We start from the raw sequence: 20,524 nt of genomic DNA on the forward strand, positions 1-20,524 counted from the left end.
AAACCCTCGCTGCTCTCCGTCGCCGCACTTAACCGCGTTTCCAAAGCTAGGTAAATCAACTTTCGCTTTCGGCAAGTGCAGATGTGTCTCCGGCAAAATGCCAATCAAAGGCTGCAATAACGCCGGCCGCCCTTGCGATCCCTGAGGTCGAAGTGGAAATGGTTCCAGTGCTCCGGATTGCTGCCTGGCCCAAGCACCGTATCGAAATAGCGGCAGCTATCGGAGCGAACGGCTTTCAGCAATCCACCCTCTCGGAAAGAGAACAGGCCTTTCTTCCGCACGTCGATCACATGACCGTTCTTCAGCACGAAAGTACCGACATCGATTGCATTGCCATGCGCATGTTCCGACATCGGATTATAACGTTGCCGGCTATTGTTCATCCGCCGGCAGGAATAGCCGCCGAGCGGGACGATCGTGCCGATGCCGGACCAGTAGCGGGTGCGCGCCGCCGGCGCCAATTCGTTCTTCACCCATTTCGCAAAGGCCAGAGTGACCTGGCAATTCAAGGTGACGGCCGGACGGACGGCGATATTGCCGGAGAGCCCGCTCAACGACACAGGATAGGGCACCTGGCACGCGGGTCCGTTCGAAATAGCCGGCTTGTCGGTATAGATGACGCCCATGCGGCGCAGTTCCTGCCGGCAGGCGATTTCGGAAGGCGGCATCATGCCCGGAGGCGATTGCGGCGCCTCGAACTGCCGGTCGAGGCGCGGCATGGGATTGTCGACGCGCGGAAGCATGGCAAGCTGAGTTCCCGGCTGCCGTCGCGGCATCGGCGACTGATTGAGTTCTGCCTGTATGGCCGATCTCTGAAGGACGGAGCGATTGGTCTGGACCGGCGCGTCCGAACCAATACCGTCGACCACGGGCTGATCGGTTTGACCCTCGGCGATATTTTGTTCTTCCTCCTGCACCAATCCGACGACGGATGCGGATTGCGCCTCCTCGGCAGGCCCGACACCGAGCTCGGCATCCATGTTGACGCCCTGGGACGGAATGTTCGATTGCTGCGCCAAGCCTGCTTCGACATCCGTCGTCGTCACCGCTTCGTCCGTTCCGGTGGAGCGTTTACCGCTGCTGTAATTGCTTGACGTGGAAACGACGGGGTCCTGCGCGCCCGGATAGGCGAATTGCCTTTGCGACACGCTGCGGTGCGGCTTGATCGAGCCGACGCGCGAGGAGCTGTCGACACTTGACGGCGGCACGAGGCTGTCTGCCGTGCAGGCGACCAGCGCCGACGACAACAGCAACGGCAACAGAGCACGTCGTACAATGGATAAATAGGCCATAGTCCTGATCCGTTGCCCCAGCCACGGTCGGTAACACTTACAAAGCCTAAACGGGAACAGTGAACGAATGCTTACCGTGGTGAATTGGGACACATCCAAGGAAGTTTAGTCAGCCTGATAAAGTGTGCCTGCAGGCCGAAATTTCGCGAAAGTCCGATGTGCGAAGCAGCAGTGCGGTCTTTCCCATCGGAACCGGATTGCATAGGCTGGATACCGGAATCAGTATTTGGCGATAGGAGCGAACGAATGAATGACAGCATCAAACCGAAAGGCGAGCTGACATTGCGCACGCTGGCGATGCCTGCCGACGCCAATCCTGCGGGCGATATCTTCGGCGGCTGGGTCATGGCGCAGATGGACTTGGCAAGCGGTATTCGCGCTGCCGAGCGCGCGCGCGGCCGCGTGGTGACGGCTGCGGTGAAGGAAATGGCTTTCGAGCTGCCGGTCAAGATCGGCGACACGCTGAGCGTCTTCACCGACATCGAGCGCGTCGGCCGCACCTCGATCACCCTGAGCGTCGAAGCATGGGCGCACCGCTCACGCTACAACCAGATGGAAAAAGTCACTGCGGCGACCTTCATCATGGTCGCTCTCGACGAGAACGGCGCCCCCAAGCCCATACCCATGGAGAGCTGACATCATGGGTTCGGCACACGCGCCGGAGGTTTACGTCTACATACGGACGGTCATGAGCATGGTGATCGGCCTTTCGCTCGCCCAGCTTCTGACGCGACTTGCCGGTTTCGTGCAGGCGCCCGGCAAGAACAGGATCTACTTCGTCCACATCGGCTGGGTGCTGTCGATGTTCCTCTACATCATCCATTTCTGGTGGTGGGAATATCGGCTGCAGTCGGTGCAAGTCATCACCTTCGCCGTTTATCTTTTCCTGATCTGTTTCTGCTGCCTCTTCTATTTCCTCTGCGTGCTGCTCAATCCGCCCTCCATCGACGAATATGGCGGCTTCGAAGAGTATTTCATTTCCCGCCGGGGCTGGTTTTTCGGCCTGCTCGCCGTCACCTACGCCGTCGACCTCATCGACACCTTGCTCAAAGGGGAAGCCTATTTTCAGTCTCTCGGCTGGGAATATCCGACCCGCAACATCGTCTATATCGTCCTTTGCATCATCGCTGCGATCACCGCCAACCGACGCTTCCAGGCGGCATTCGTGATCCTTGGGCTGATCTACCAGATCACATGGATCTTCCGTCTCTACGACGTGCTCCCGGGATAGGCAGGCATTTCGCTGCGTAAAACGGCTGCCATTTCGATGCTCTACAATTCTTGACCAGGACATCGCGATATTGTTCGGATCGAGTGTCCTTCGGATGTGGGTGGGAGACCGAGCCTTGAAAGCAAAGGGCTATGCATTGGGATTGGCGCTTGCTCTTTCGTTGCCTTGGTTTGCTTATGCAGAAGATCCCGCACCGGGCCAGGCCAACATCACCATCGCCCTGAAATACTGGGTGGAATTCGCAAAACAGGGCAATGCCGCCGCGCAATACGGCCTCGGCTATAGCCTCGCCAACGGCGATGGTGTGGAGCAGGACGACGCCCAGGCTGTCGCTTGGTACCGGAAATCGGCAGAACAGGATAATTCGCAAGGGCAATATGCCCTCGCCTATCTCTATTATCACGGCGATGGCGTTGCGAAGGATTATGGTCAGGCGGCCAAGCTCTTTCGCAAAGCGGCGGGACAACGCGACGCACGCGCCGAATATGGCCTTGGATATCTCTATTATAACGGATACGGAGTACCCAAGGATGCCGGGATCGCTGCCGACTGGTTCAACAAGGCGGCGGCGAAGGGATTGCAGGAAGCGCAGCACGGCCTCAGCTACATGGAAGCCAACGGCGAAGGTCCGATCAAGGATCTCGGTCCGCTGGGCGAAGGGCGAACCACCGGCAAAGACACCGGAGAGACGCCAGGCTGGGTCGTCTTTCAGCTGCTGATGGCGCTTCTGCCTTAGCGGCCGCAAAACGGCATATCGATAACGAACGGATCATCGACTGAGGGGTAAATCGTGAATTGGAAGAAGGGGGCCATAGGATTGCTCGTCATGCTGGCGGCCGTGGGAACCGCCCATGCCGACGTCGGGCGGAACACCTATGATCGCGGAGATTTCAGATCGGCCGTCGACTATTTGCGCCCCCTGGCAAACAAGGGAAATGTCGCAGCGCAGATAAAGCTCGGCCACATGTATGAAGAGGGCGATGGCGTCGAGAAAAATCTCGCGCAGGCCCTCCACTGGTACAGGAAGGCGGCCGAACAGGGAAATGCCGAGGCGCAGTTCAACGTCGGCACCATGTACGACCAGGGCGAAGGCGTCGCAGTCGACAAGAACCAGGCCATCCTGTGGTACGGCAAGGCGGCGGCGCAGGGCCATGCCAATGCGCAATACAATCTCGGTGTCATGTACGACACGGGCGAAAGCATCTCGCAGGACAAGGCGCAGGCCTTCATCTGGTATCGCAAGGCGGCGGAACAGGGAGATGTGGACGCGCAATACAATGTCGGCGTCATGTACGATCAGGGCGACGGCACCGGCAAGGACAAGAGCCAGGCGGTCATCTGGTATCTGAAGGCGGCCGACCAGGGCAAGATCGCGGCGCAATACAATCTCGGTATCATGTATCGCGATGGCGACGGCGTCGCCAAGGATGGGGCTCAAGCCCTCTCCTGGTTCCGCAAGGCGGCCGACCAGGGGGATGCCGATGCCAAGTACAATATCGGCGCGATGTATGCCGACGGCGACGGGATAAAGCAGGACGATAAAGAAGCGATCGCCTGGTTCCTGAAGGCTGCCGGGCAAGAGGATGTCGAGGCGGAATACAATCTTGGCGTCATGTTCCGCGATGGCGAAGGCGTCGCCAAGAATGGCAAGCAGGCCGTCTTCTGGTTCGAGAGAGCAGCCGGGCATCGCTATGCCGACGCGGCCTACAATCTCGGCATCATGTATCGCGATGGCGACGGCGTGCCGGTCGATCCGGTCAAGGCGCTGGAATGGTTCCGCAAGGCAAAGAACCTGGGCCATCAAGGCGGGACCGATGACGAGCAAGACCAGCCTTCCGACGCAAAGAGCATCCCGATCTGAGACGATCGGACCAATCCGCCGCTAGCCCCCCTTTTTTGGCCGCGCCATATCCGCGACCATCCAGCGAATCGCCGCAAACAGTGATATATCCTGCAACTTGAAGTACATCATGTCGCACATTGCCGCAAAGCGCGCAGAAGGTGGGGGCCCATGAGTTTTGCTGCTTCGGATCATCAAACGGCGTCCTTGCCGCCGCGCCATTTCTGGCGCCGGCTTGGCGCATGTTTGATCGACATCATCATCTTCCGGATCGCTCTCATCATCATATTCCTCGCAATATCGGCCGTGACGTCATGGGATGTGGCGCTGCCTTATCTCCGCAATCAGCGATGCGAGGCGATCACATCGGGGCCACTCATTCCGAAGGTAGAAACCGATTGGCCGCTGCAGCCCGGCGAGACCCGAACCAACAAGCTGTGCCAAGTTTCCTGGCTCGGCAGCAAGGGATACAAGATCTTTGTTTCATCGGTCGCTTCGCAGCAGGGAACGACAAACTGGACGCATAGTGTGTACTTGCCGGTCGATGACAATGGAAATCCGCTCGATACGGACGTAGCCGATAGGCCGTCATCCAACGTCGCACTTCTTATTCTGCCATTCGCATTTGCCTATCTATCGGCCAATGGCAGGCGCACGCTTGGGAAGCGCCTCTTGTCGCTAAGAGTGAAAACGACCGATAACGGGACCCTTCCCTTGGGATTGGCCATAAAACGCGAGCTATTCAAGTTTCTGCCGGTGATATTGCCGGCGATCCTCGGTTTGATCAGTCTCGTTCTTCCGCCATCCATGCCCACGATCGAGCAGCTGATCCAGCAGGTTCGCGACCCCAACCTCTTTACCGCCGGCGGTATGCTTAGCCTGATCGGCGTCCTGACGCCGCTCCTGTTCGTCTTCGCTGCTATCTGGTGGCTCTATCCGCTGATCGTATGGCACGGCCAGACTTTCTACGACCGTTTCTGCGACACAAAAGTCGTCAAGGATTGAGGCAATGCCCCTGGGAAACCGGGGATTGCCTTGGTGGCGAAAGGCATGAAAGATTGCCACAGGGCCGGGCCATGTCTTGCTGCTGCTTCTCCAGAGAGGTTCGATCGCTGTGAATCCGAAATATGCCGCACTTCCGTCGTCACTTCGCTTGACCTTGTTGGCAGCAGCTGTCGCTCTGCCACTACCGATGGCGGCGACGCCGGCCAAGGCCGCACCAGGCACATGCTGGTCGTTGCTGCAGGGCAAATTCGGTCCGCAGATCGAAAAATCGGTGAACGAAGTCGACCCTTGCAAGAAGCTGCCGGGTGTCGACCACAAGGAAAAATTCGAGGTCAAATCGCTCGATGTCTGCGATGGCCCGAACGGCGGTGTCCAGATCAACGCTCACGCCGAAATGGCCTGCAAGTCACATGGCGTGCTGAAGGCAACGATCAAAGGCGAGCTCGACGCATCCATGACGGTCGATGTCGGCGCATGCCATATCACCGACATGCATCTTGGCATCAACGGTCCGATCGGCGAGCTGATATCCTCCGTCGGCGGGCTGCAGGATCTCGCTCGCGGCTTCGCGCAGACGAAAATTTCGGAGATCTGTGGCAAATAAAAGCGAGGCCGGCGAAGCCACCGACCCCATCGAGCAAGATAACGAGACGGTTCAGGTTTGCATGGCACGATCCGCCTCGTCGGCACTTTTGTCGCCGAAACGGACGCCCTTCTTTTCGAAACCGAAGCCGGCAAACAGAGCTACGACGACGGCGACAATGCAGGCCACGGCCAGCAGCGCAAGGGCATAATCGCCACCCCATCTCTTCGCCAATCCAGCCTGGATCGAAGCATTCCCCGAAGCCAGCAGATTGCCGAGCTGATAGGCAAATCCAGGGAATGTGCCGCGCACCTCGTCCGGCGACAATTCGTTGAGATGCACGGGCACAATACCCCAGGCGCCCTGTACGAAAAGCTGCATCAGGAAAGCGCCAAGCGCCAGCATGACCGGCCCTTGCCCGTAAACCCAGAGCGGCGCGGCAGGGATGGCCAAGAGGGCAGCAATGACGATGGTGCGACGCCTGCCGATACGCTCGGACAGTGCGCCGAAGGACAGACCGCCGACGATCGCGCCGATGTTATAGACGATGGCAATGGCCCCGACCGTATAGGAATCATACTGCTTCTGGGTTTCGAGGAAGGTCGGATAGAGGTCCTGCGTGCCGTGGCTGAAGAAGTTGAAGGCCGTCATCAAGAGCACCGCCCAGATGAACAACGGAATGTTTTCACGCAGCACGGTGAGGAATGGTCGCTGCGGCTTGGATTGCCGCTGCACGAAGGCCGGCGATTCCTGCACGTTGCGTCTGATATAGAGCACCAGCAGCGCCGGCACCGCGCCGACGATGAACATGCCGCGCCAGCCGATGATCGGAAACAACAGGAAAAAGACGATCGAAGCAATCAGATAGCCGGAAGGATAGCCCGCCTGCAGGATGCCCGAGACGAGACCGCGTGACTCCTCGGGAATGGTCTCCATCGTCAATGATGCGCCGACACCCCATTCGCCGCCCATGGCCACCCCGAAGAGTGCCCGAAGGACGAGAAACATTGTCAGGCCCGTCGAAAAGCCGGTCAGAAACTCGAAGACTGAATAGAGCAGCACATCAACCATCAGTGTGACACGCCGGCCGTAACGGTCGGCGGCAAGGCCGAAGATCAGCGCGCCGAGCGGCCGCATGGCCAAAGTAAGGAAGATGGCGACGGCAACCGCCGGGACATCCGTGTGAAATTCCTCGGCTATATGCTTGAGAACGAAAACCAATATGAAGAAATCGAAAGCGTCCAGCGTCCAGCCCAGATAGGCCGCGATGACGGTGTTTCGTTGCTGGGGCGACAAGGAGCGTAAGCTATCCAATGCGGTCATCATGATCCTCCGACCGGATGGCGGCGGCGAGGCGGGCAATACCGGATGCCGTCGAAGCTGGGGGAACCCGGCACTGGCCGGGCATGTCGACGTTGCGGCCTGCTCCTCATTCGGCGCCTGCGAGGATCGCGCTATGCGGACTTTCAGATCAGCGACAACGCATCGGCCGCCCTCAGGTTGTAGCATATTTGACATGTCCGACGAACGGAAAAATCTACCATTCCGTTTCCCTTTTGTACCCTTTGCCTCTTCACATCCACGCGTTCTATCGCCATATTCGCCGCATGGCCAGATCACCGAAAAAACCCTCCGCCCCGTCCGGTTTCGAAGAGGCGCCGCAGACGCCGTTTGAAGGCGCGCCGCTGAGCGGCAGCGTCGCCGACTGGGTAAAGCAGCTCGAGGCCGATGCCGAAATGTCCGGCATCGAGACGCAACGCGAGATTGCCTCGAAGGCCGGCAAGCATCGCAAGAAGGTGGAAATCGCCGCTTCAAAGTCTGGACGCGGTACATCGATGGGCGGATCGACAGACCCGAAGACGCGTGCCGCCGCGGGCCTGAACCCGGTATCCGGCATGGACACATCGTTGGAAAACGCCGTCAATGCCGGTACTGCCGTGACGGCAACGGTCGAGGCGCTGTCGAAGCTGATCGAGAGCGGCAATCCGCTGTTCAAGGACGGCAAGCTCTGGACGCCGCACCGCCCTGCCCGGCCGGCGAAATCCGAAGGCGGCATCCAGATCCGCATGGCCTCGGAATACCAGCCCGCCGGCGACCAGCCGACGGCAATCCGGGATCTCGTCGAAGGATTGGAGAATGGCGACCGCAGCCAGGTACTGCTCGGCGTCACCGGCTCCGGCAAGACCTTCACCATGGCCAAGGTGATCGAGGCGACGCAGCGCCCCGCCGTCATTCTCGCGCCGAACAAGACGCTGGCAGCACAGCTCTATTCCGAATTCAAGAACTTCTTCCCGGACAATGCGGTCGAGTATTTCGTCTCCTACTACGATTATTACCAGCCGGAAGCCTATGTTCCCCGCTCGGATACCTTCATCGAGAAGGAAAGCTCGATCAACGAACAGATCGACCGCATGCGCCACTCGGCGACCCGCTCGCTGCTGGAACGCGACGATTGCATCATTGTCGCCTCGGTCTCCTGCATCTACGGTATCGGCTCGGTCGAAACCTATACGGCGATGACCTTCCAGATGAATGTCGGCGACCGGCTGGATCAGCGCCAGCTTCTCGCCGACCTCGTGGCGCAGCAATACAAGCGCCGCGACATGGATTTCATCCGCGGCTCCTTCCGCGTTCGCGGCGACACGATCGAGATCTTCCCGGCCCACTTGGAAGATGCTGCCTGGCGTATCTCCATGTTCGGCGACGAGATCGATTCCATCACCGAATTCGATCCGCTCACCGGCCAGAAAACCGGCGACCTGAAATCGGTGAAGATCTACGCCAATTCGCACTACGTCACGCCGCGCCCCACGCTGAACGGCGCCATCAAGGCGATCAAGGAAGAGCTGAAAATCCGGCTCGCCGAGCTGGAGAAGGCAGGCCGCTTGCTTGAGGCGCAGCGACTGGAGCAGCGCACCCGCTATGACGTCGAAATGCTTGAGGCTACTGGCTCTTGCGCCGGCATCGAGAACTATTCGCGTTATCTCACTGGCCGCAATCCCGGCGAACCGCCGCCGACTTTGTTCGAATATATTCCCGACAATGCCCTGCTGTTCATCGACGAAAGCCACGTCTCTGTCAGCCAGATCGGCGGCATGTATCGCGGCGACTTCCGGCGCAAGGCGACGCTCGCCGAATACGGCTTCCGCCTGCCCTCCTGCATGGACAACCGGCCGCTGCGTTTCGAGGAGTGGGATGCCATGCGCCCGGACACGATCGCGGTTTCCGCAACGCCCGGCAGCTGGGAAATGGAGCAATCCGGCGGCGTCTTCGCTGAACAGGTCATCCGCCCCACGGGCCTGATCGACCCGCCGGTCGAGGTCCGCTCGGCCCGCACGCAGGTCGACGACGTGCTCGGCGAGATCCGCGAGACCGCCGCCAAGGGTTATCGCACGCTTTGCACCGTGCTCACCAAGCGCATGGCCGAGGATCTGACGGAATATTTGCACGAACAAGGCGTGCGCGTGCGCTATATGCACTCCGACATCGACACGCTGGAGCGCATCGAGATCATCCGCGATCTTCGCCTGGGCGCCTTCGACGTGCTCGTCGGCATTAACCTCTTGCGCGAAGGCCTCGACATTCCCGAATGCGGCTTCGTCGCCATCCTCGATGCCGACAAGGAAGGCTTCCTGCGCTCGGAAACATCGCTTGTCCAGACCATCGGCCGTGCCGCGCGTAACGTCGACGGCAAGGTCATTCTCTATGCCGATACCGTCACCGGCTCGATGCAGCGGGCGATGGACGAAACCAGCCGCCGCCGTGAGAAGCAGATGGCCTTCAACCTCGAGCACGGCATTACGCCAGAATCGGTGAAGGCGAAAATTTCCGACATTCTCGACAGCGTCTACGAAAGGGACCATGTGCGCGCCGATATCGGCGGCGCCTCCGGCAAGGGCTTCGCCGATGGCGGCCACCTCGTCGGCAACAACCTGCAGGCCCATCTCAACGCCCTGGAAAAATCCATGCGCGATGCCGCCGCCGACCTCGACTTCGAAAAGGCAGCAAGACTGCGCGACGAGATCAAGCGCCTCAAGGCCGTCGAGCTCGCAGCCATGGACGATCCGATGGCCCGCGAGGAGGCCCGGAGCCTCGAAAGCCGCAGCGCGTCGGGCAAGCGCGCCGCCCCCGAACCCGAGGCATCACGCTCCTATTTCGCCAAGCCGAACCTCGATGAAATGGGGCCTGGCAGCGATGCCGGCACACCGCTTTTCCGCAAGAATACGCTGGACGAAATGACTGTCGGCCGCACGGAGAAGCCGGTGACCGGCAAGATGCCGGACAAGCCGATCACCCGCGCCAAGCCCGGCGTCGGCTCCTACGAGGATCCGGTGGACGAGAAGCAGCGCAAGGGGCGGACGAAGGGCAAGACGGGTCGACCCGGGCGATAAGATTGATGTCGCCGGCGAAAATCCGCCGGTCTGAGCTGCCGATTTGTGATAAGCAATGCCTGCGAGCATCGAGAGATATCTTGCTGGCCGTGCATCAGCACCTACATATCATTCTATAAGGAGGCCCACGGAGGGACGGAAGACGCTCGATCGCGGACCGTGCCGTGGGAAAGCGACAGCAACCACGGGAGAGAGACCGATGCCAGAGCCCTTCGTCGTCCGCCGCGAGACCCGCGTCCCGGCGCCGCCTGCCGCCATATTCGCGCTGCTGACCGATCCGGAGAAGATCCTGCGCTGGATGGGTACGGAAGCCCAGACCGAGCCTCAACCCGGCGGCATCTATCTCGTCAACGTCACCGGAGCCCGCGTCGCGCGCGGCTCTTTCCGAGAGGTCGTGCCGGTCCATCGCCTCGCCTATAGTTTTGGCTGGGAAGGCAGTGAAGAAGTGCCTCCGGGGTCGAGCCTGGTGGAAATCGACCTGATCGAACAGCCGGAGGGAACCTTGGTCCGCCTCACCCATACCGGCCTGCCGACATCCGAACAATGTGAAGCCCATGCAAAAGGCTGGGCGCATTATTTCGATCGCATGGCCGAAGTGGCGGCCGGGCGGGATCCTGGCCCGGACCCCATGCGTGGTCACGACCGCAAGAGCTGACGATGTCTCGAGCGTGGCGCCATCGGGCTAGATGGCCTGATATTCACAAGATATCACCGATCGGCGACAGTAGTCTTGCTCATGGCATATGAAGGTCTATGCGCCACCGGGAAGGTTGCGCCGGCAAGGATGACAGCCTGCAGCCGCCATGGCATGATCCCAGCATGGATTTGCCCGCCCCTCTTGCCTGGCTGGTTGACGAAGCCGGCACCTCGCCCAGCCCCGAACGCTTTCTGGCCGATCTGGGAGGACACCTGCTGGCCGCCGGGCTGCCTCTCGCCGGCGGCGCTCTGACGCTTGCAGCGCCGCATCCGATCATCACGCAGCACACCTGGCTCTGGCGCGCCGAGACCGGCGCAGTCGTCGAGGCCCTCGGCTTCGCCGGCACGGCGCTCGGGCAGGCCGGCCGAGACTGGCTCGGCGAACTCGGCCCGGCATGCGAGGAAACGATCGGGACTGCGCCCGGCAATTCCTTGCTGGCCTGGGCCGGCACCAGACCCTTCAGCTCTTCCGAAACGGATAGTTTGCGTCAGGTCACGCGCTTTGCCGCAGCCCCCTTGGCGGGCTTGGCCGCCCGCGCCACTCTATCAACCCTGCTCGAAGCCTATCTCGGCCGCAGAAGCGCCGCCAGGGTCCAGGCCGGCGCGCTCAGCCGCAGCACCGGCGAGACCATCCGCGCAGCACTGCTCTGCGCCGACCTCCGGGATTTCACCGCCCTGTCCGAAGCAACGGAACCGACCGTCATCATCGCGGCCCTCGACGCTTGGTTCGATCGCGTCGCCGGCGCGGTCCATGCCTTCGGCGGCGAAGTGCTGAAATTCATTGGCGATGGAGTGCTGGCGATCTTTCCCGTCACCGTGACACCGACGGAAGCCTGCGAGGCAGCATTGCGCGCCGTCACCGCCATCCGCGCCGGCATGGCCCATCTCGACGCGACACGGGCAAACCAGGGCCTGCCGCCGCTCCCCTTCGGCGCCGCCCTGCATTTCGGCGACATGCTATGGGGCAATATCGGCGCCGCCGACCGCCTGGACTTCACCGCCATCGGCCCCGCCGTCAATCTCGTCAGCCGCCTCGAGGGCCTCTGCAAGCCGCTCGGGCGCAATATCCTCGTTTCAGGATCGGTCGCGGCGGAAACGACGATGCCGTTGTTGTCTCTGGGAGACTATGAGCTGCGCGGGATTGCCGAACCTTGCGCGGTGTTTACGCTGGCGGAAAACTAGGATCGCGAACGACTTGAACTCTCATGCGCATTGCCAGCCGTGCCGCATATCTACCGATTGGCTCTAACGGCGGCTTGAAAATGTGAGGCTCCACCCGTCAACCAAAATTCCTCAGTCGTCGTATCGAGAAATGCGGCAAAGAGCGCGCTAGCCTCCTGTCGGCGAACGCCTCCGACGATTTCTACTGCTCTCGAAAGGTGCCTGGGTGGAGAATTTTCCAGCTTAACGTGAGCACATCCGCCGTAAGCATCTGGCATGGCGAATACAAGGCGCGTTATCGGCAAGTGCAGCATAGTGCCGAAACACATGATGCAAGGCTCCAGCGTTGTATAAAGCGTAATGTCGTCGTTTCGCGAGAAGATATAGTCGCCTCTAAACACCTGGTGAAAAAGGTTCATTTCCGCATGGTTCAAATGATTTGAAACCATGGTTTTATGCGAGCGCCCCAAAATTCGGCTTCCTGCGGATAGAACCGCGCCTACCGGGAATACGCCTTGTTCCAAAGCAGTCTTTGCCTCGGCCAATGCGAGGCCCATCATGTCGTCATCATTCGATTGAACCATGTAAGCTCCGCACGTTCGATTATCAAAAGTTGCGCAATCGCAGACTAGCGACTTTTACGATGGACACAATGATGTCGTCCCCGGCGACGGATTCTTGATCGATGCTGCACTAATAGAAAGCAAGCTTATTATGTGATTTGAAAATAATAGATTCGTCGATCAATCGAATTTGGGAGTTATCAACCTATTGGTTTTTCTGTCATTCTACCCTGCCGTTAAAACGCCTCTTGCCTTTTTCACAAAACCCTGTCACCCATATGCATGCTCGGGCATTTGCATGCCGGTGACTGGACTGATTTGGTGATCCGCTGACGGCAGGCAGCGGTTGGGTCTAAAGGACCCGCGCAGACGTTCTTTCCCCGTACGTGACTTCTCGACTAGCTTTCGCATGGCGCGGAGGCAAAGCCGTCCGGATTTTCCGGATTAATTAAGACTGATGGGTAAAGGACTATCCCCCATGGCCACCAAGGGCACCGTAAAATTCTTCAACCAGGACAAGGGTTTTGGTTTCATCACTCCTGACGGCGGCGCAAAGGACGTTTTCGTCCATATCTCCGCTCTTCAGGCTTCTGGCATCCAGTCGCTGCGCGAAGGCCAGCAGGTCACGTTCGACACCGAGCCGGATCGCATGGGCAAGGGCCCGAAGGCTGTCAACATCCAGGCTAACTAAGCCTCTGGTGACTGCCTGAGTGAGGTTTCGGACGGCGCGGCGAAAACCGCGCCGTTTTTCGTTTGTGAAGTGTTTGCGGGGCTGAGGCCCCCCTCGTCCTTCGAGGCTGCAGTCCTTGGCTTCCGCGCCTCAGGATGAGGGGGACCTAGCTCCGCGCGGCGCCATTCAAAGCGGTTTTCCGGTCAGACCCGGTCCCAGCCGATCGCAGTTAGCCCTCGTCAAGCGCTCACCCGTTCCCCCTCGCCAGCAAAATCCACCGCGGCGAAGGCGGCGGCGATCACTTCAGGCCCTGCACCCGGCTTGTTGGCATCGGTCGAGAGGATCTGGCGGTAGCGGCGCGAGCCGGGCAAGCCGCTGAACAGGCCGACCATATGGCGCGCGACATGCTGAAGACGGCCGCCCTCGGCAATATGCCGTTCTGTATAGGCCATCATCCGGTCGCGCAGAGCGTTCCAGTCCGATTCGACAGCTTGCGCCCCATAGAATCGATGATCGACATCGGCAAGAATGGCGGCGTTCTGGTAAGCGGCGCGGCCAAGCATGACGCCATCGACATGAGCGAGATGCGCCTCGGCCTGGTCAAGCGTCTGGATGCCGCCATTGATGCCGATGAAGACATCGGGCCAACGCTGCTTCATGCGGTAGACGATCTCATAGTCCAGCGGCGGGATCTCGCGATTTTCCTTCGGCGACAGACCCTTCAACCAGGCTTTGCGCGCATGGATCCAGATTGCGTCGGCGCCGGCATCGAGCACCCGCGTCATCAGCTCGGGCAACGCCTCTTCCGGCTCCTGATCGTCGACACCAATGCGGCATTTCACCGTCACGGGCGCCTTCGACACTGCTTTCATCGCCGCAACGCAGGAGGCCACCGTCTCCGGCGTCAGCATCAGGCAGGCACCGAAGGTACCGGATTGCACGCGGTCCGACGGGCAGCCGACATTGAGATTGATCTCATCATAACCATGGGCTTCCGCGATCCGCAGCGCCTGTGAAAGCTTGGCCGGATCCGAACCGCCAAGCTGCAGCGCAACCGGATGCTCTGCCGCATCATATCCCAGCAGCCGGTCGCGCGGTCCATGGATGATCGCGTCGGCCACCACCATTTCCGTATAGAGCAGCGCATGCCGGCTGATCTGCCGATGCAGGTACCTGCAATGGCGATCCGTCCAGTCGATCATAGGGGCAACCGCAAAGATCTTGCGGCCATAAACTCTAGCTTTTTCGTACAAATTCAAACCGTTATCGCCGATCTCTCGTGTCATATTTTTCAGACTTTTTCTCACCGTTGCACCTTTTTTCACTATCCAGTACAACATTGTAGCACTCTAGCGCAGGAATGTTGTACCGATGGGAACGATAAACGCTCGTAAGCGCAAAGATGGATCGATCGGATATACCGCGCAAATCCTCCGAAAAAAAGATGGCGCCATCATTTGGCGCGAGGCCAAGACTTTCGACAAGGAACGCGAGGCGAAGGCATGGATCCGTTGGCGCGAAGCTGAACTCGACAAGCCTGGCGCCCTTGAGCAGCTATCTAAAGAAGACGTTCCGCTTGCTGACGCGATAGATAAATACGTTGGCGCAAAGCGAACGATCGGTCGAACAAAGGAACAAGTCCTAAGGAGCATCAAAACTTATCCCATAGCATTGAAAGCCAGCCGAACTATCCGCAGCAATGATATTGTCGGTTTCGCGGACGAGCTGCTCGCCGGCGGCCGAAAGCCTCAGACAGTAGGCAACTATATTTCGCACCTTGCCGCGGTATTTCGAGACGCCAAGGCTGCTTGGGACATCGACCTTGATTATGCCGAAATGCAAACCGCGCAACGCACGCTCACTCGGCTGGAGAAGATTTCCAAGTCGGAGGAAAGAACGCGTCGCCCTACCCTCGATGAGCTCGAAATGCTCATGCAACATTTCGCTGATCGTCAGATCCGCGTCCCCGCCTCTGCACCGATGTGCAAGATAATCGCATTCGGGATTTTCTCGACCCGGCGCCAGGAAGAGATTACGCGTATCGCTTGGGATGATCTCGATGAGGCGCACAGCCGCGTGCTCGTCCGAGACTTGAAGCACCCGGGTCAGAAAAAGGGAAACAATGTCTGGTGCGAGCTGGTGCCGGAGGCAATGGCCATCGTTAAGTCCATGCCCAAGACGAAGCGGGAGATCTTTCCTTATCACGCCGATACAATAAGCGCCGCCTTCACGCGTGCGACTACCTTCCTCGGCATCAACAAGGAGGGAACGCCAGACGAAGACCGCCTGGTTTTTCATTCACTGCGCCACGAGGGGATTTCTCGACTATTCGAAATGGGCCGGACGATACCGCTGGCCGCCAGTGTTTCCGGCCATCGTACGTGGAACTCGTTGAAACGGTATACCGACATCAAGGAAGTTGGCGACAAATATGCCGGCTGGAAATGGCTTCAAGTTGTCACGACGGGCGACAAATCTGCGTAAGCGGTGGCATTGGGGGATTTTCGTCGATGCGACTATCGCCAATACGCGTTGAACAATGGTGCGAGCTCTATATCAGTCAGCTCGCACAATTGTTCAACAACTCTCATATTTTCAGCCCCAATTGCATATCGGAAGCGGATACACCCGCTTTGCAACGGACCGTTGCCCAATTGGACTTCATTGGACGCAGGGTAGCGCCTCAAAGTAAGCTGAAACTTATGAAACAGTCTAGTCTCATGCGGATGTATCACAAAATCCGATGGCGCGCCGATATGATGGCGTTTGGCGTAAACTGATACTTCGTTTCTGCTGGTAGTATAATTAGGCTCTGCGAACGCATCTCCCACTAAATCCCAAATTTGCATCGAGATCGACTTAGCACTGACTTCACCTTCATTTCTAAGACCTAATTGAAAGTTAAAGCGCATTTCCCTTTCATTAATACTTTGGGCGCTCGCGAAGGAGGTCTCCAGAGCTAAAATCGGCGACGTTGTGCGCCTGAACGCATCCTCAATGTCATAGTGCTCCATCGGATAGGATCGGCTTCCGATCCGCTTGAAATATTCCTTCTGGCCTTTTGCTTCGGACCGATGAGGCCGTCTCTCAGATCGAGGAACGTGGACGATGATGTACCCCGATGTTGGATCAGCAAGTGAAGTAATCCTAACAACATCGACGCCGGCATGCCGGGGCTGCAGGAGCTCAGCAGCAGCATCACGCACTGACGTTTCAGCTTTTGCTATACTAGGTATCGGCGTCAGCTTCTCCGCCTGATCGATTCCATCGGTGGCCCTGCAGTCCACACCAAAAACGATTATTCCACCGGCCGAGTTCGCAAAAGCTGAGGCCTCTTTTGCTAGGATTTTCTTTCCCGCCTGCGAGAGGCTGCCGTCAAGAAAGATCGGATCACGCGGTTCATTTGCTTTGAACTCAAGAGTCAAATCTTCCTGACGACCTAATAGGCCTTCGATCGCTGTTTCGCCTCCCGACACCAGTTCATTCCACATAGATCGCTCTCCTTCTCTCGCAATCTAGATAGCCGGAATCGACGTGTCGTTGAAGAGACGCTCATCAACTGCGCGGCGGCAATCACGGTGAGATTTAGCGTCAATTAGGATGAGACTCTGCGCCAGGAATGTGCCGTAGGGAGGGCGTAGCCCGACCGGAGGCACATTCCTGGCGCGGCGCAAATTTTGGCGTCTCATGATCGCGGTCAGCCCACTACGGTGGCGGTTTTCTGGAATTGAGAGCCGCCTTTGTGCCGGGTCGCCATGTAACCGATCATCAGATGAGATTATTCATGAAGTTCCGACAAACGTATTGTGTTGAAGTTGCCGCCGCGAAGACGTCGATCGGCCGGGCGACGGCTTTCCGCCCCAAGTCGGGGAGCCGAATCGGCGTTAGAATGCAGAAAAATGTGCCAACGCCGCCGAAGAATGTGCTTGCCATCTTTGACGACGAAGCGGAGATCGCCTGGATTCTCCGATCTGACGGTGTTGATCGGAGTGCCAAAGCCAGAAAGTGCCAATTTTGTGCTATCCATATCACTCTCCAAAGAAAATGGCCTCGCCATGGGTGCCCAGACGTCATCGGATCCTGGAAGCACGGCGCAGCTTTACCTTGCGCTAAGCGCTGCGACATGCTCTCATGCCGTGCGTTTTTGGTAACAGGTCAGCCAGCATGAGAAGGAACGGAAATGGGAGATGATCATCTCGACAAAGAAACTAGCGTCGAGCTGGGACTGACCGACAACGGCGTGAAGGCCAAGGCAAAATCGAGAACAATAGCCGCGATTGATCGGCTGGGCGGCAACATTGTTGAATGGGGGAACGTGATCCTTGAGGCAGGAACATCAAGGCGCCGGGCTAAAATGCAAGGAGAGGCTGATATTATAGCCGCCACGGCGGCGCGGGCTGTTGAATTGATTGGCACTAACGACGAGTTTGCTGCTCGAGCACTGGCATCTGAATTTGGCGGAGCCGCCCGAAAACAGCTAAACAAGGATGCAGTGGGATTCAAAGCCGGGGAAGATCTTCTCGAGCGCCCCCCTTCACCTGAGCAGACTGCATCCGGTCCAGAGACTCTCTCTGAAGAATTCATGGCTCGTTTTGAAGACTACGCTGCCGGGGCAACAACTGAGCAATTACGGGAGCGATGGGGCCGAGTTCTCGCTGGAGAGATTCGAGCACCCGGCACGTTTTCAAGAGCCGTTATGCGCGTCATCGACGAGATAGATGCGGACACCGCAGCAATCTTCGAGAAGACCTGCCAATCACGTGTCCTTAATGTCCTTCCGAAAGCATTGACGGGAAAGCTTGAGTTCCATGTCATAAAACAATTAGTTGAAGTAGGGTTGCTAATAGAACCTGGGCTAGGTCATATGATGCGATTTCGCGAAGTGACCCTAAGTGACGGCCGGAATATATGGCTCCTACCATTGGGCGATGTTGCGATAGCTTTCGATCGAACGAAGTCGGCTGGTGCGAATCCCGATGATCCAATCATCATGGACTCTGGGAATCTTGCCGTTCCGATCTACATTCTGACCAGCGTAGGAACAGCGGTCAGCTCCATTTTGGACGACAATTCTCCCGCTGCAATAGCTAAATGGATCGACGCTATTAAGGGCCAGCACCCAGATGTCGTCACAATGAGACGAAGCAACTATCGGGCGCCCTATAGTGTTGTTGATGGAGAATTTCCTCCGCTTTCTGTATCCGAGCAAGGATCAAATTGATCATCATCGAATGGGTGAGGAAGTCCGACGATTACCAAGTAAAAAGCTAGAAATTCGCGCGATGTTTGCTTGCCGCGACCGGTCACCTGGTGTTCAAATTTCCGCATGGAAAGCGTCGATTGCGGTATCACCGTTCGGCGCCCGGAAGGATGCAAAGGACGCTGTCTTGCGTGAGAGCGCTGCAGTTGTCACCGGCGCTGCAGAGCAGCCCCACACGGCAACTGGTATTGTGCTGATAGTCGGCGCCCGCGCCTTCGCGATTTGCTGCGTCGCAATCGATGCCCGCTTTGGCCGACATAGCCAACGAGCCCGCAACGGTGTAATGGTCTTCTCATGGCCCTAGACCCAATCAAAGCTCTTACAGACTATGCGGACGCGGATTGCACAGTGCAGTTTTGGGTTGCCGCCGCTCCCGCAGTTGAATTCAAATCTCTAAAGGCGGCGGTAAGCTACGCCAAAGATCATGGTGGCCGATGGCAGGAGATCGAAATCACGGTGCATTTGCCCCGGGAGGACATCGTCTATGCAACCGAAAAGGTGCATCGATTGATTGATGCATTGCAAATTCGAAACAATCGGTAGCTGCGTCCACCTCGGGAGTTTTCGTCACCGGGCTTCTGAGCGATTCCTACAGAGATTGTGGCTCCTGAAATTTATGTAGAGATCTTAGTCTATCAACAGCACCCCAACCAGACGGAGAAAAGCCGCCGGCTAGTGGGATTGGCGGCGAGCCCGTATCCGTCAACCGCCACATTGTCGACGATGACCTTGCGCGGATGAATAGAAATTAGGTTGAGCAAACCAACATCAGGAATGCTCGCAATGACGACCGCAGTTCATCACTCTGTCATGCCTCGGCCCTAGCGTCCATTCGGGGGCTTGTTTCGACTATGGAGGCGTGAATGTATAAATTTATGGCCAGTCTTTTGCTCGGCACATCGCTGACCTGCGCAGCCGCTGCAGCTTCGGCAAATGCCAAGCCCTATGAGCATGTGTTGCTGATTTCGGTGGATGGCCTGCACGCGGTGGATTTGGCGAACTACGTTGCAGCCCATCCGCAGAGCACAATGGCTTCTCTTCAGAAGACCGGTGTGTTTTATCCGAACGCCGTTACCACCAATCCCTCCGATTCATTCCCAGGTTTGGTCGCACAAGTGACCGGTGGCACCCCCGCCGTGACGGGCGTCTATTATGATGACTCTTTCGATCGCAGCTATTTTGCCGCAGACTCGAAATGCCAAGGCAACCCCGGTATCGAGGTCAACTTTGCCGAGACCATCGACATCGACGATACCCGCCTCGATGCTGGCGGCACGCCGGGTAAGCCGATGACGCAGATTGATCCAGCCAAGCTGCCGCGAGCGCTAGTGAGCGGCGAGTGCAAAGCGGTGTTTCCGCATGATTTCGTCCGCGTGAATAACGTGTTCGAGATCGTGCATCAGCATGGCGGCCGCACCGCGTGGAGCGACAAGCATCCGGCCTATGAATGGCTCAATGGTCCATCCGGCACGGGTGTCGACGATCTGTATGCGCTGGAGCAGGATTCGCTTATTCCTGGCAGCAAGGTGAAAACCACCGGAAGCTTCAAGGCTGAGCGGGAATTTGACGCGGCGCACGTGAAAGTGCCGATTCCGATGAAGCCGCCCCATTGTTCCGAGATGATTGCGCCCCTTGATTCCGGGATGATCTCGCCCCCTGTTTAATGGGGTCTGCAGGCGATAATTGTTGTCAGTTCATTCAGACGAAGTGTCAAGCTTTGCGCGGCAGGTTTCGGCGCAGACTGTCGCCGCTCAAATCAATGCGATGGGCGTTGTGAATGAGACGATCCAGGATGGCATCAGCGTAAGTCGGGTCTCCTATGACGCCGTGCC

21 protein-coding genes are annotated in these 20,524 nt (G+C 58.2%); 14 read left to right on the top strand and 7 right to left on the bottom strand.

The window, feature by feature from the left end; translation table 11 throughout:
• Positions 1-104: 104 nt before the first annotated feature.
• Positions 105-1,292 (bottom strand): extensin family protein, encoded by a 1,188-nt coding sequence (locus QD409_RS25470; protein WP_092855053.1) that lies wholly within the window; start codon positions 1,290-1,292, stop codon positions 105-107.
• A gap of 246 nt (positions 1,293-1,538) precedes the next feature.
• On the opposite strand from QD409_RS25470, the gene QD409_RS25475 reads away from it, so the two are divergent.
• From QD409_RS25475 to QD409_RS25500, 6 genes are all read left to right on the top strand, one after another.
• Positions 1,539-1,928 (top strand): acyl-CoA thioesterase, encoded by a 390-nt coding sequence (locus QD409_RS25475; protein WP_092855055.1) that lies wholly within the window; start codon positions 1,539-1,541, stop codon positions 1,926-1,928.
• Positions 1,929-1,932: 4 nt separating this feature from the next.
• Positions 1,933-2,523 (top strand): hypothetical protein, encoded by a 591-nt coding sequence (locus QD409_RS25480; RefSeq protein ID WP_092855057.1) that lies wholly within the window; start codon positions 1,933-1,935, stop codon positions 2,521-2,523.
• A 115-nt stretch (positions 2,524-2,638) separates the two neighbouring features.
• The gene (locus QD409_RS25485; protein WP_159432214.1) at positions 2,639-3,259 is read left to right on the top strand and encodes a tetratricopeptide repeat protein; all 621 of its coding nucleotides are present in this window, start codon (positions 2,639-2,641) and stop codon (positions 3,257-3,259) included.
• Positions 3,260-3,313: 54 nt separating this feature from the next.
• The gene (locus QD409_RS25490) at positions 3,314-4,384 is read left to right on the top strand and encodes an SEL1-like repeat protein (protein ID WP_245298154.1); all 1,071 of its coding nucleotides are present in this window, start codon (positions 3,314-3,316) and stop codon (positions 4,382-4,384) included.
• Between the two features lie 150 nt (positions 4,385-4,534).
• Complete coding sequence (locus QD409_RS25495; RefSeq protein WP_092855069.1) at positions 4,535-5,368, top strand: RDD family protein; 834 nt, start codon at positions 4,535-4,537, stop codon at positions 5,366-5,368.
• A 109-nt stretch (positions 5,369-5,477) separates the two neighbouring features.
• Positions 5,478-5,972, top strand: coding sequence for a hypothetical protein (locus QD409_RS25500; protein WP_430763980.1), 495 nt, complete (start codon positions 5,478-5,480; stop codon positions 5,970-5,972).
• Positions 5,973-6,023: 51 nt separating this feature from the next.
• Here the strand turns inward: QD409_RS25500 and QD409_RS25505 are convergent, their stop codons facing one another.
• Positions 6,024-7,274, bottom strand: coding sequence for an MFS transporter (locus QD409_RS25505; RefSeq protein WP_430763981.1), 1,251 nt, complete (start codon positions 7,272-7,274; stop codon positions 6,024-6,026).
• A 284-nt stretch (positions 7,275-7,558) separates the two neighbouring features.
• Between QD409_RS25505 and uvrB the strand changes: the two genes are divergently transcribed.
• The 3 genes from uvrB (at position 7,559) to QD409_RS25520 (ending at position 12,220) form a co-directional block, all read left to right on the top strand.
• Positions 7,559-10,342, top strand: coding sequence for an excinuclease ABC subunit UvrB (uvrB, locus tag QD409_RS25510; protein WP_092855143.1), 2,784 nt, complete (start codon positions 7,559-7,561; stop codon positions 10,340-10,342).
• 199 nt (positions 10,343-10,541) lie between these two features.
• Entirely contained in the window at positions 10,542-10,997 is a 456-nt protein-coding gene (locus QD409_RS25515; protein WP_004109317.1) for an SRPBCC family protein, read from the top strand.
• Between the two features lie 164 nt (positions 10,998-11,161).
• On the top strand, positions 11,162-12,220 hold the full coding sequence (locus tag QD409_RS25520) for an adenylate/guanylate cyclase domain-containing protein (protein WP_430763989.1): 1,059 nt from the start codon (positions 11,162-11,164) through the stop codon (positions 12,218-12,220).
• A gap of 50 nt (positions 12,221-12,270) precedes the next feature.
• Here QD409_RS25520 and QD409_RS25525 read toward each other — a convergent pair whose 3' ends face one another.
• The gene (locus tag QD409_RS25525) at positions 12,271-12,783 is read right to left on the bottom strand and encodes a nucleoside deaminase (RefSeq protein WP_092855073.1); all 513 of its coding nucleotides are present in this window, start codon (positions 12,781-12,783) and stop codon (positions 12,271-12,273) included.
• Positions 12,784-13,240: 457 nt separating this feature from the next.
• On the opposite strand from QD409_RS25525, the gene QD409_RS25530 reads away from it, so the two are divergent.
• Positions 13,241-13,453, top strand: coding sequence for a cold-shock protein (locus QD409_RS25530; RefSeq protein ID WP_004109325.1), 213 nt, complete (start codon positions 13,241-13,243; stop codon positions 13,451-13,453).
• 218 nt (positions 13,454-13,671) lie between these two features.
• On the opposite strand, the gene dusA is transcribed toward QD409_RS25530, so the two are convergent.
• Positions 13,672-14,718 (bottom strand): tRNA dihydrouridine(20/20a) synthase DusA, encoded by a 1,047-nt coding sequence (gene dusA / locus QD409_RS25535; RefSeq protein WP_430763982.1) that lies wholly within the window; start codon positions 14,716-14,718, stop codon positions 13,672-13,674.
• An 85-nt stretch (positions 14,719-14,803) separates the two neighbouring features.
• On the opposite strand from dusA, the gene QD409_RS25540 reads away from it, so the two are divergent.
• Complete coding sequence (locus tag QD409_RS25540) at positions 14,804-15,916, top strand: tyrosine-type recombinase/integrase (RefSeq protein ID WP_430763983.1); 1,113 nt, start codon at positions 14,804-14,806, stop codon at positions 15,914-15,916.
• Positions 15,917-15,948: 32 nt separating this feature from the next.
• On the opposite strand, the gene QD409_RS25545 is transcribed toward QD409_RS25540, so the two are convergent.
• Together QD409_RS25545 and QD409_RS25550 are read right to left on the bottom strand one after the other, a co-directional pair.
• The gene (locus tag QD409_RS25545) at positions 15,949-16,923 is read right to left on the bottom strand and encodes an AlbA family DNA-binding domain-containing protein (RefSeq protein ID WP_430763984.1); all 975 of its coding nucleotides are present in this window, start codon (positions 16,921-16,923) and stop codon (positions 15,949-15,951) included.
• Positions 16,924-17,210: 287 nt separating this feature from the next.
• Positions 17,211-17,459, bottom strand: a complete 249-nt coding sequence (locus QD409_RS25550) for a hypothetical protein (RefSeq protein WP_430763990.1) — start codon at positions 17,457-17,459, stop codon at positions 17,211-17,213.
• A gap of 153 nt (positions 17,460-17,612) precedes the next feature.
• Between QD409_RS25550 and QD409_RS25555 the strand changes: the two genes are divergently transcribed.
• The 3 genes from QD409_RS25555 to QD409_RS25565 all read left to right on the top strand — a co-directional run bounded on the left by QD409_RS25555 (position 17,613) and on the right by QD409_RS25565 (position 20,356).
• On the top strand, positions 17,613-18,653 hold the full coding sequence (locus QD409_RS25555) for a DUF2806 domain-containing protein (RefSeq protein WP_430763985.1): 1,041 nt from the start codon (positions 17,613-17,615) through the stop codon (positions 18,651-18,653).
• 333 nt (positions 18,654-18,986) lie between these two features.
• Positions 18,987-19,235 carry a hypothetical protein gene (locus tag QD409_RS25560; protein WP_430763986.1) on the top strand — a complete coding sequence of 83 codons (249 nt, stop codon included), beginning with the start codon at positions 18,987-18,989 and terminating at the stop codon, positions 19,233-19,235.
• Between the two features lie 320 nt (positions 19,236-19,555).
• Positions 19,556-20,356 (top strand): alkaline phosphatase family protein, encoded by an 801-nt coding sequence (locus QD409_RS25565; protein ID WP_430763987.1) that lies wholly within the window; start codon positions 19,556-19,558, stop codon positions 20,354-20,356.
• Positions 20,357-20,402: 46 nt separating this feature from the next.
• On the opposite strand, the gene QD409_RS25570 is transcribed toward QD409_RS25565, so the two are convergent.
• Positions 20,403-20,524: ATP-binding protein (locus QD409_RS25570; protein ID WP_430763778.1), on the bottom strand; the 122-nt coding region annotated here is incomplete at its 5' end.

The organism is Rhizobium sp. BR 315 (assembly GCF_050577975.1).
GTDB lineage: Bacteria > Pseudomonadota > Alphaproteobacteria > Rhizobiales > Rhizobiaceae > Rhizobium > Rhizobium miluonense.

Coding starts and splice junctions, on each gene's coding strand:
- QD409_RS25470 (WP_092855053.1), bottom strand. CDS start 1,292: ATGGCCTATTTATCCATTGTACGACGTGCTCTGTTGCCGTTGCTGTTG.
- QD409_RS25475 (WP_092855055.1), top strand. CDS start 1,539: ATGAATGACAGCATCAAACCGAAAGGCGAGCTGACATTGCGCACGCTG.
- QD409_RS25480 (WP_092855057.1), top strand. CDS start 1,933: ATGGGTTCGGCACACGCGCCGGAGGTTTACGTCTACATACGGACGGTC.
- QD409_RS25495 (WP_092855069.1), top strand. CDS start 4,535: ATGAGTTTTGCTGCTTCGGATCATCAAACGGCGTCCTTGCCGCCGCGC.
- QD409_RS25505 (WP_430763981.1), bottom strand. CDS start 7,274: ATGACCGCATTGGATAGCTTACGCTCCTTGTCGCCCCAGCAACGAAAC.
- uvrB (WP_092855143.1), top strand. CDS start 7,559: ATGGCCAGATCACCGAAAAAACCCTCCGCCCCGTCCGGTTTCGAAGAG.
- QD409_RS25515 (WP_004109317.1), top strand. CDS start 10,542: ATGCCAGAGCCCTTCGTCGTCCGCCGCGAGACCCGCGTCCCGGCGCCG.
- QD409_RS25520 (WP_430763989.1), top strand. CDS start 11,162: ATGGATTTGCCCGCCCCTCTTGCCTGGCTGGTTGACGAAGCCGGCACC.
- QD409_RS25525 (WP_092855073.1), bottom strand. CDS start 12,783: ATGGTTCAATCGAATGATGACGACATGATGGGCCTCGCATTGGCCGAG.
- QD409_RS25530 (WP_004109325.1), top strand. CDS start 13,241: ATGGCCACCAAGGGCACCGTAAAATTCTTCAACCAGGACAAGGGTTTT.
- dusA (WP_430763982.1), bottom strand. CDS start 14,718: ATGACACGAGAGATCGGCGATAACGGTTTGAATTTGTACGAAAAAGCT.
- QD409_RS25540 (WP_430763983.1), top strand. CDS start 14,804: ATGGGAACGATAAACGCTCGTAAGCGCAAAGATGGATCGATCGGATAT.
- QD409_RS25545 (WP_430763984.1), bottom strand. CDS start 16,923: ATGTGGAATGAACTGGTGTCGGGAGGCGAAACAGCGATCGAAGGCCTA.
- QD409_RS25550 (WP_430763990.1), bottom strand. CDS start 17,459: ATGGATAGCACAAAATTGGCACTTTCTGGCTTTGGCACTCCGATCAAC.
- QD409_RS25555 (WP_430763985.1), top strand. CDS start 17,613: ATGGGAGATGATCATCTCGACAAAGAAACTAGCGTCGAGCTGGGACTG.
- QD409_RS25560 (WP_430763986.1), top strand. CDS start 18,987: ATGGCCCTAGACCCAATCAAAGCTCTTACAGACTATGCGGACGCGGAT.
- QD409_RS25565 (WP_430763987.1), top strand. CDS start 19,556: ATGTATAAATTTATGGCCAGTCTTTTGCTCGGCACATCGCTGACCTGC.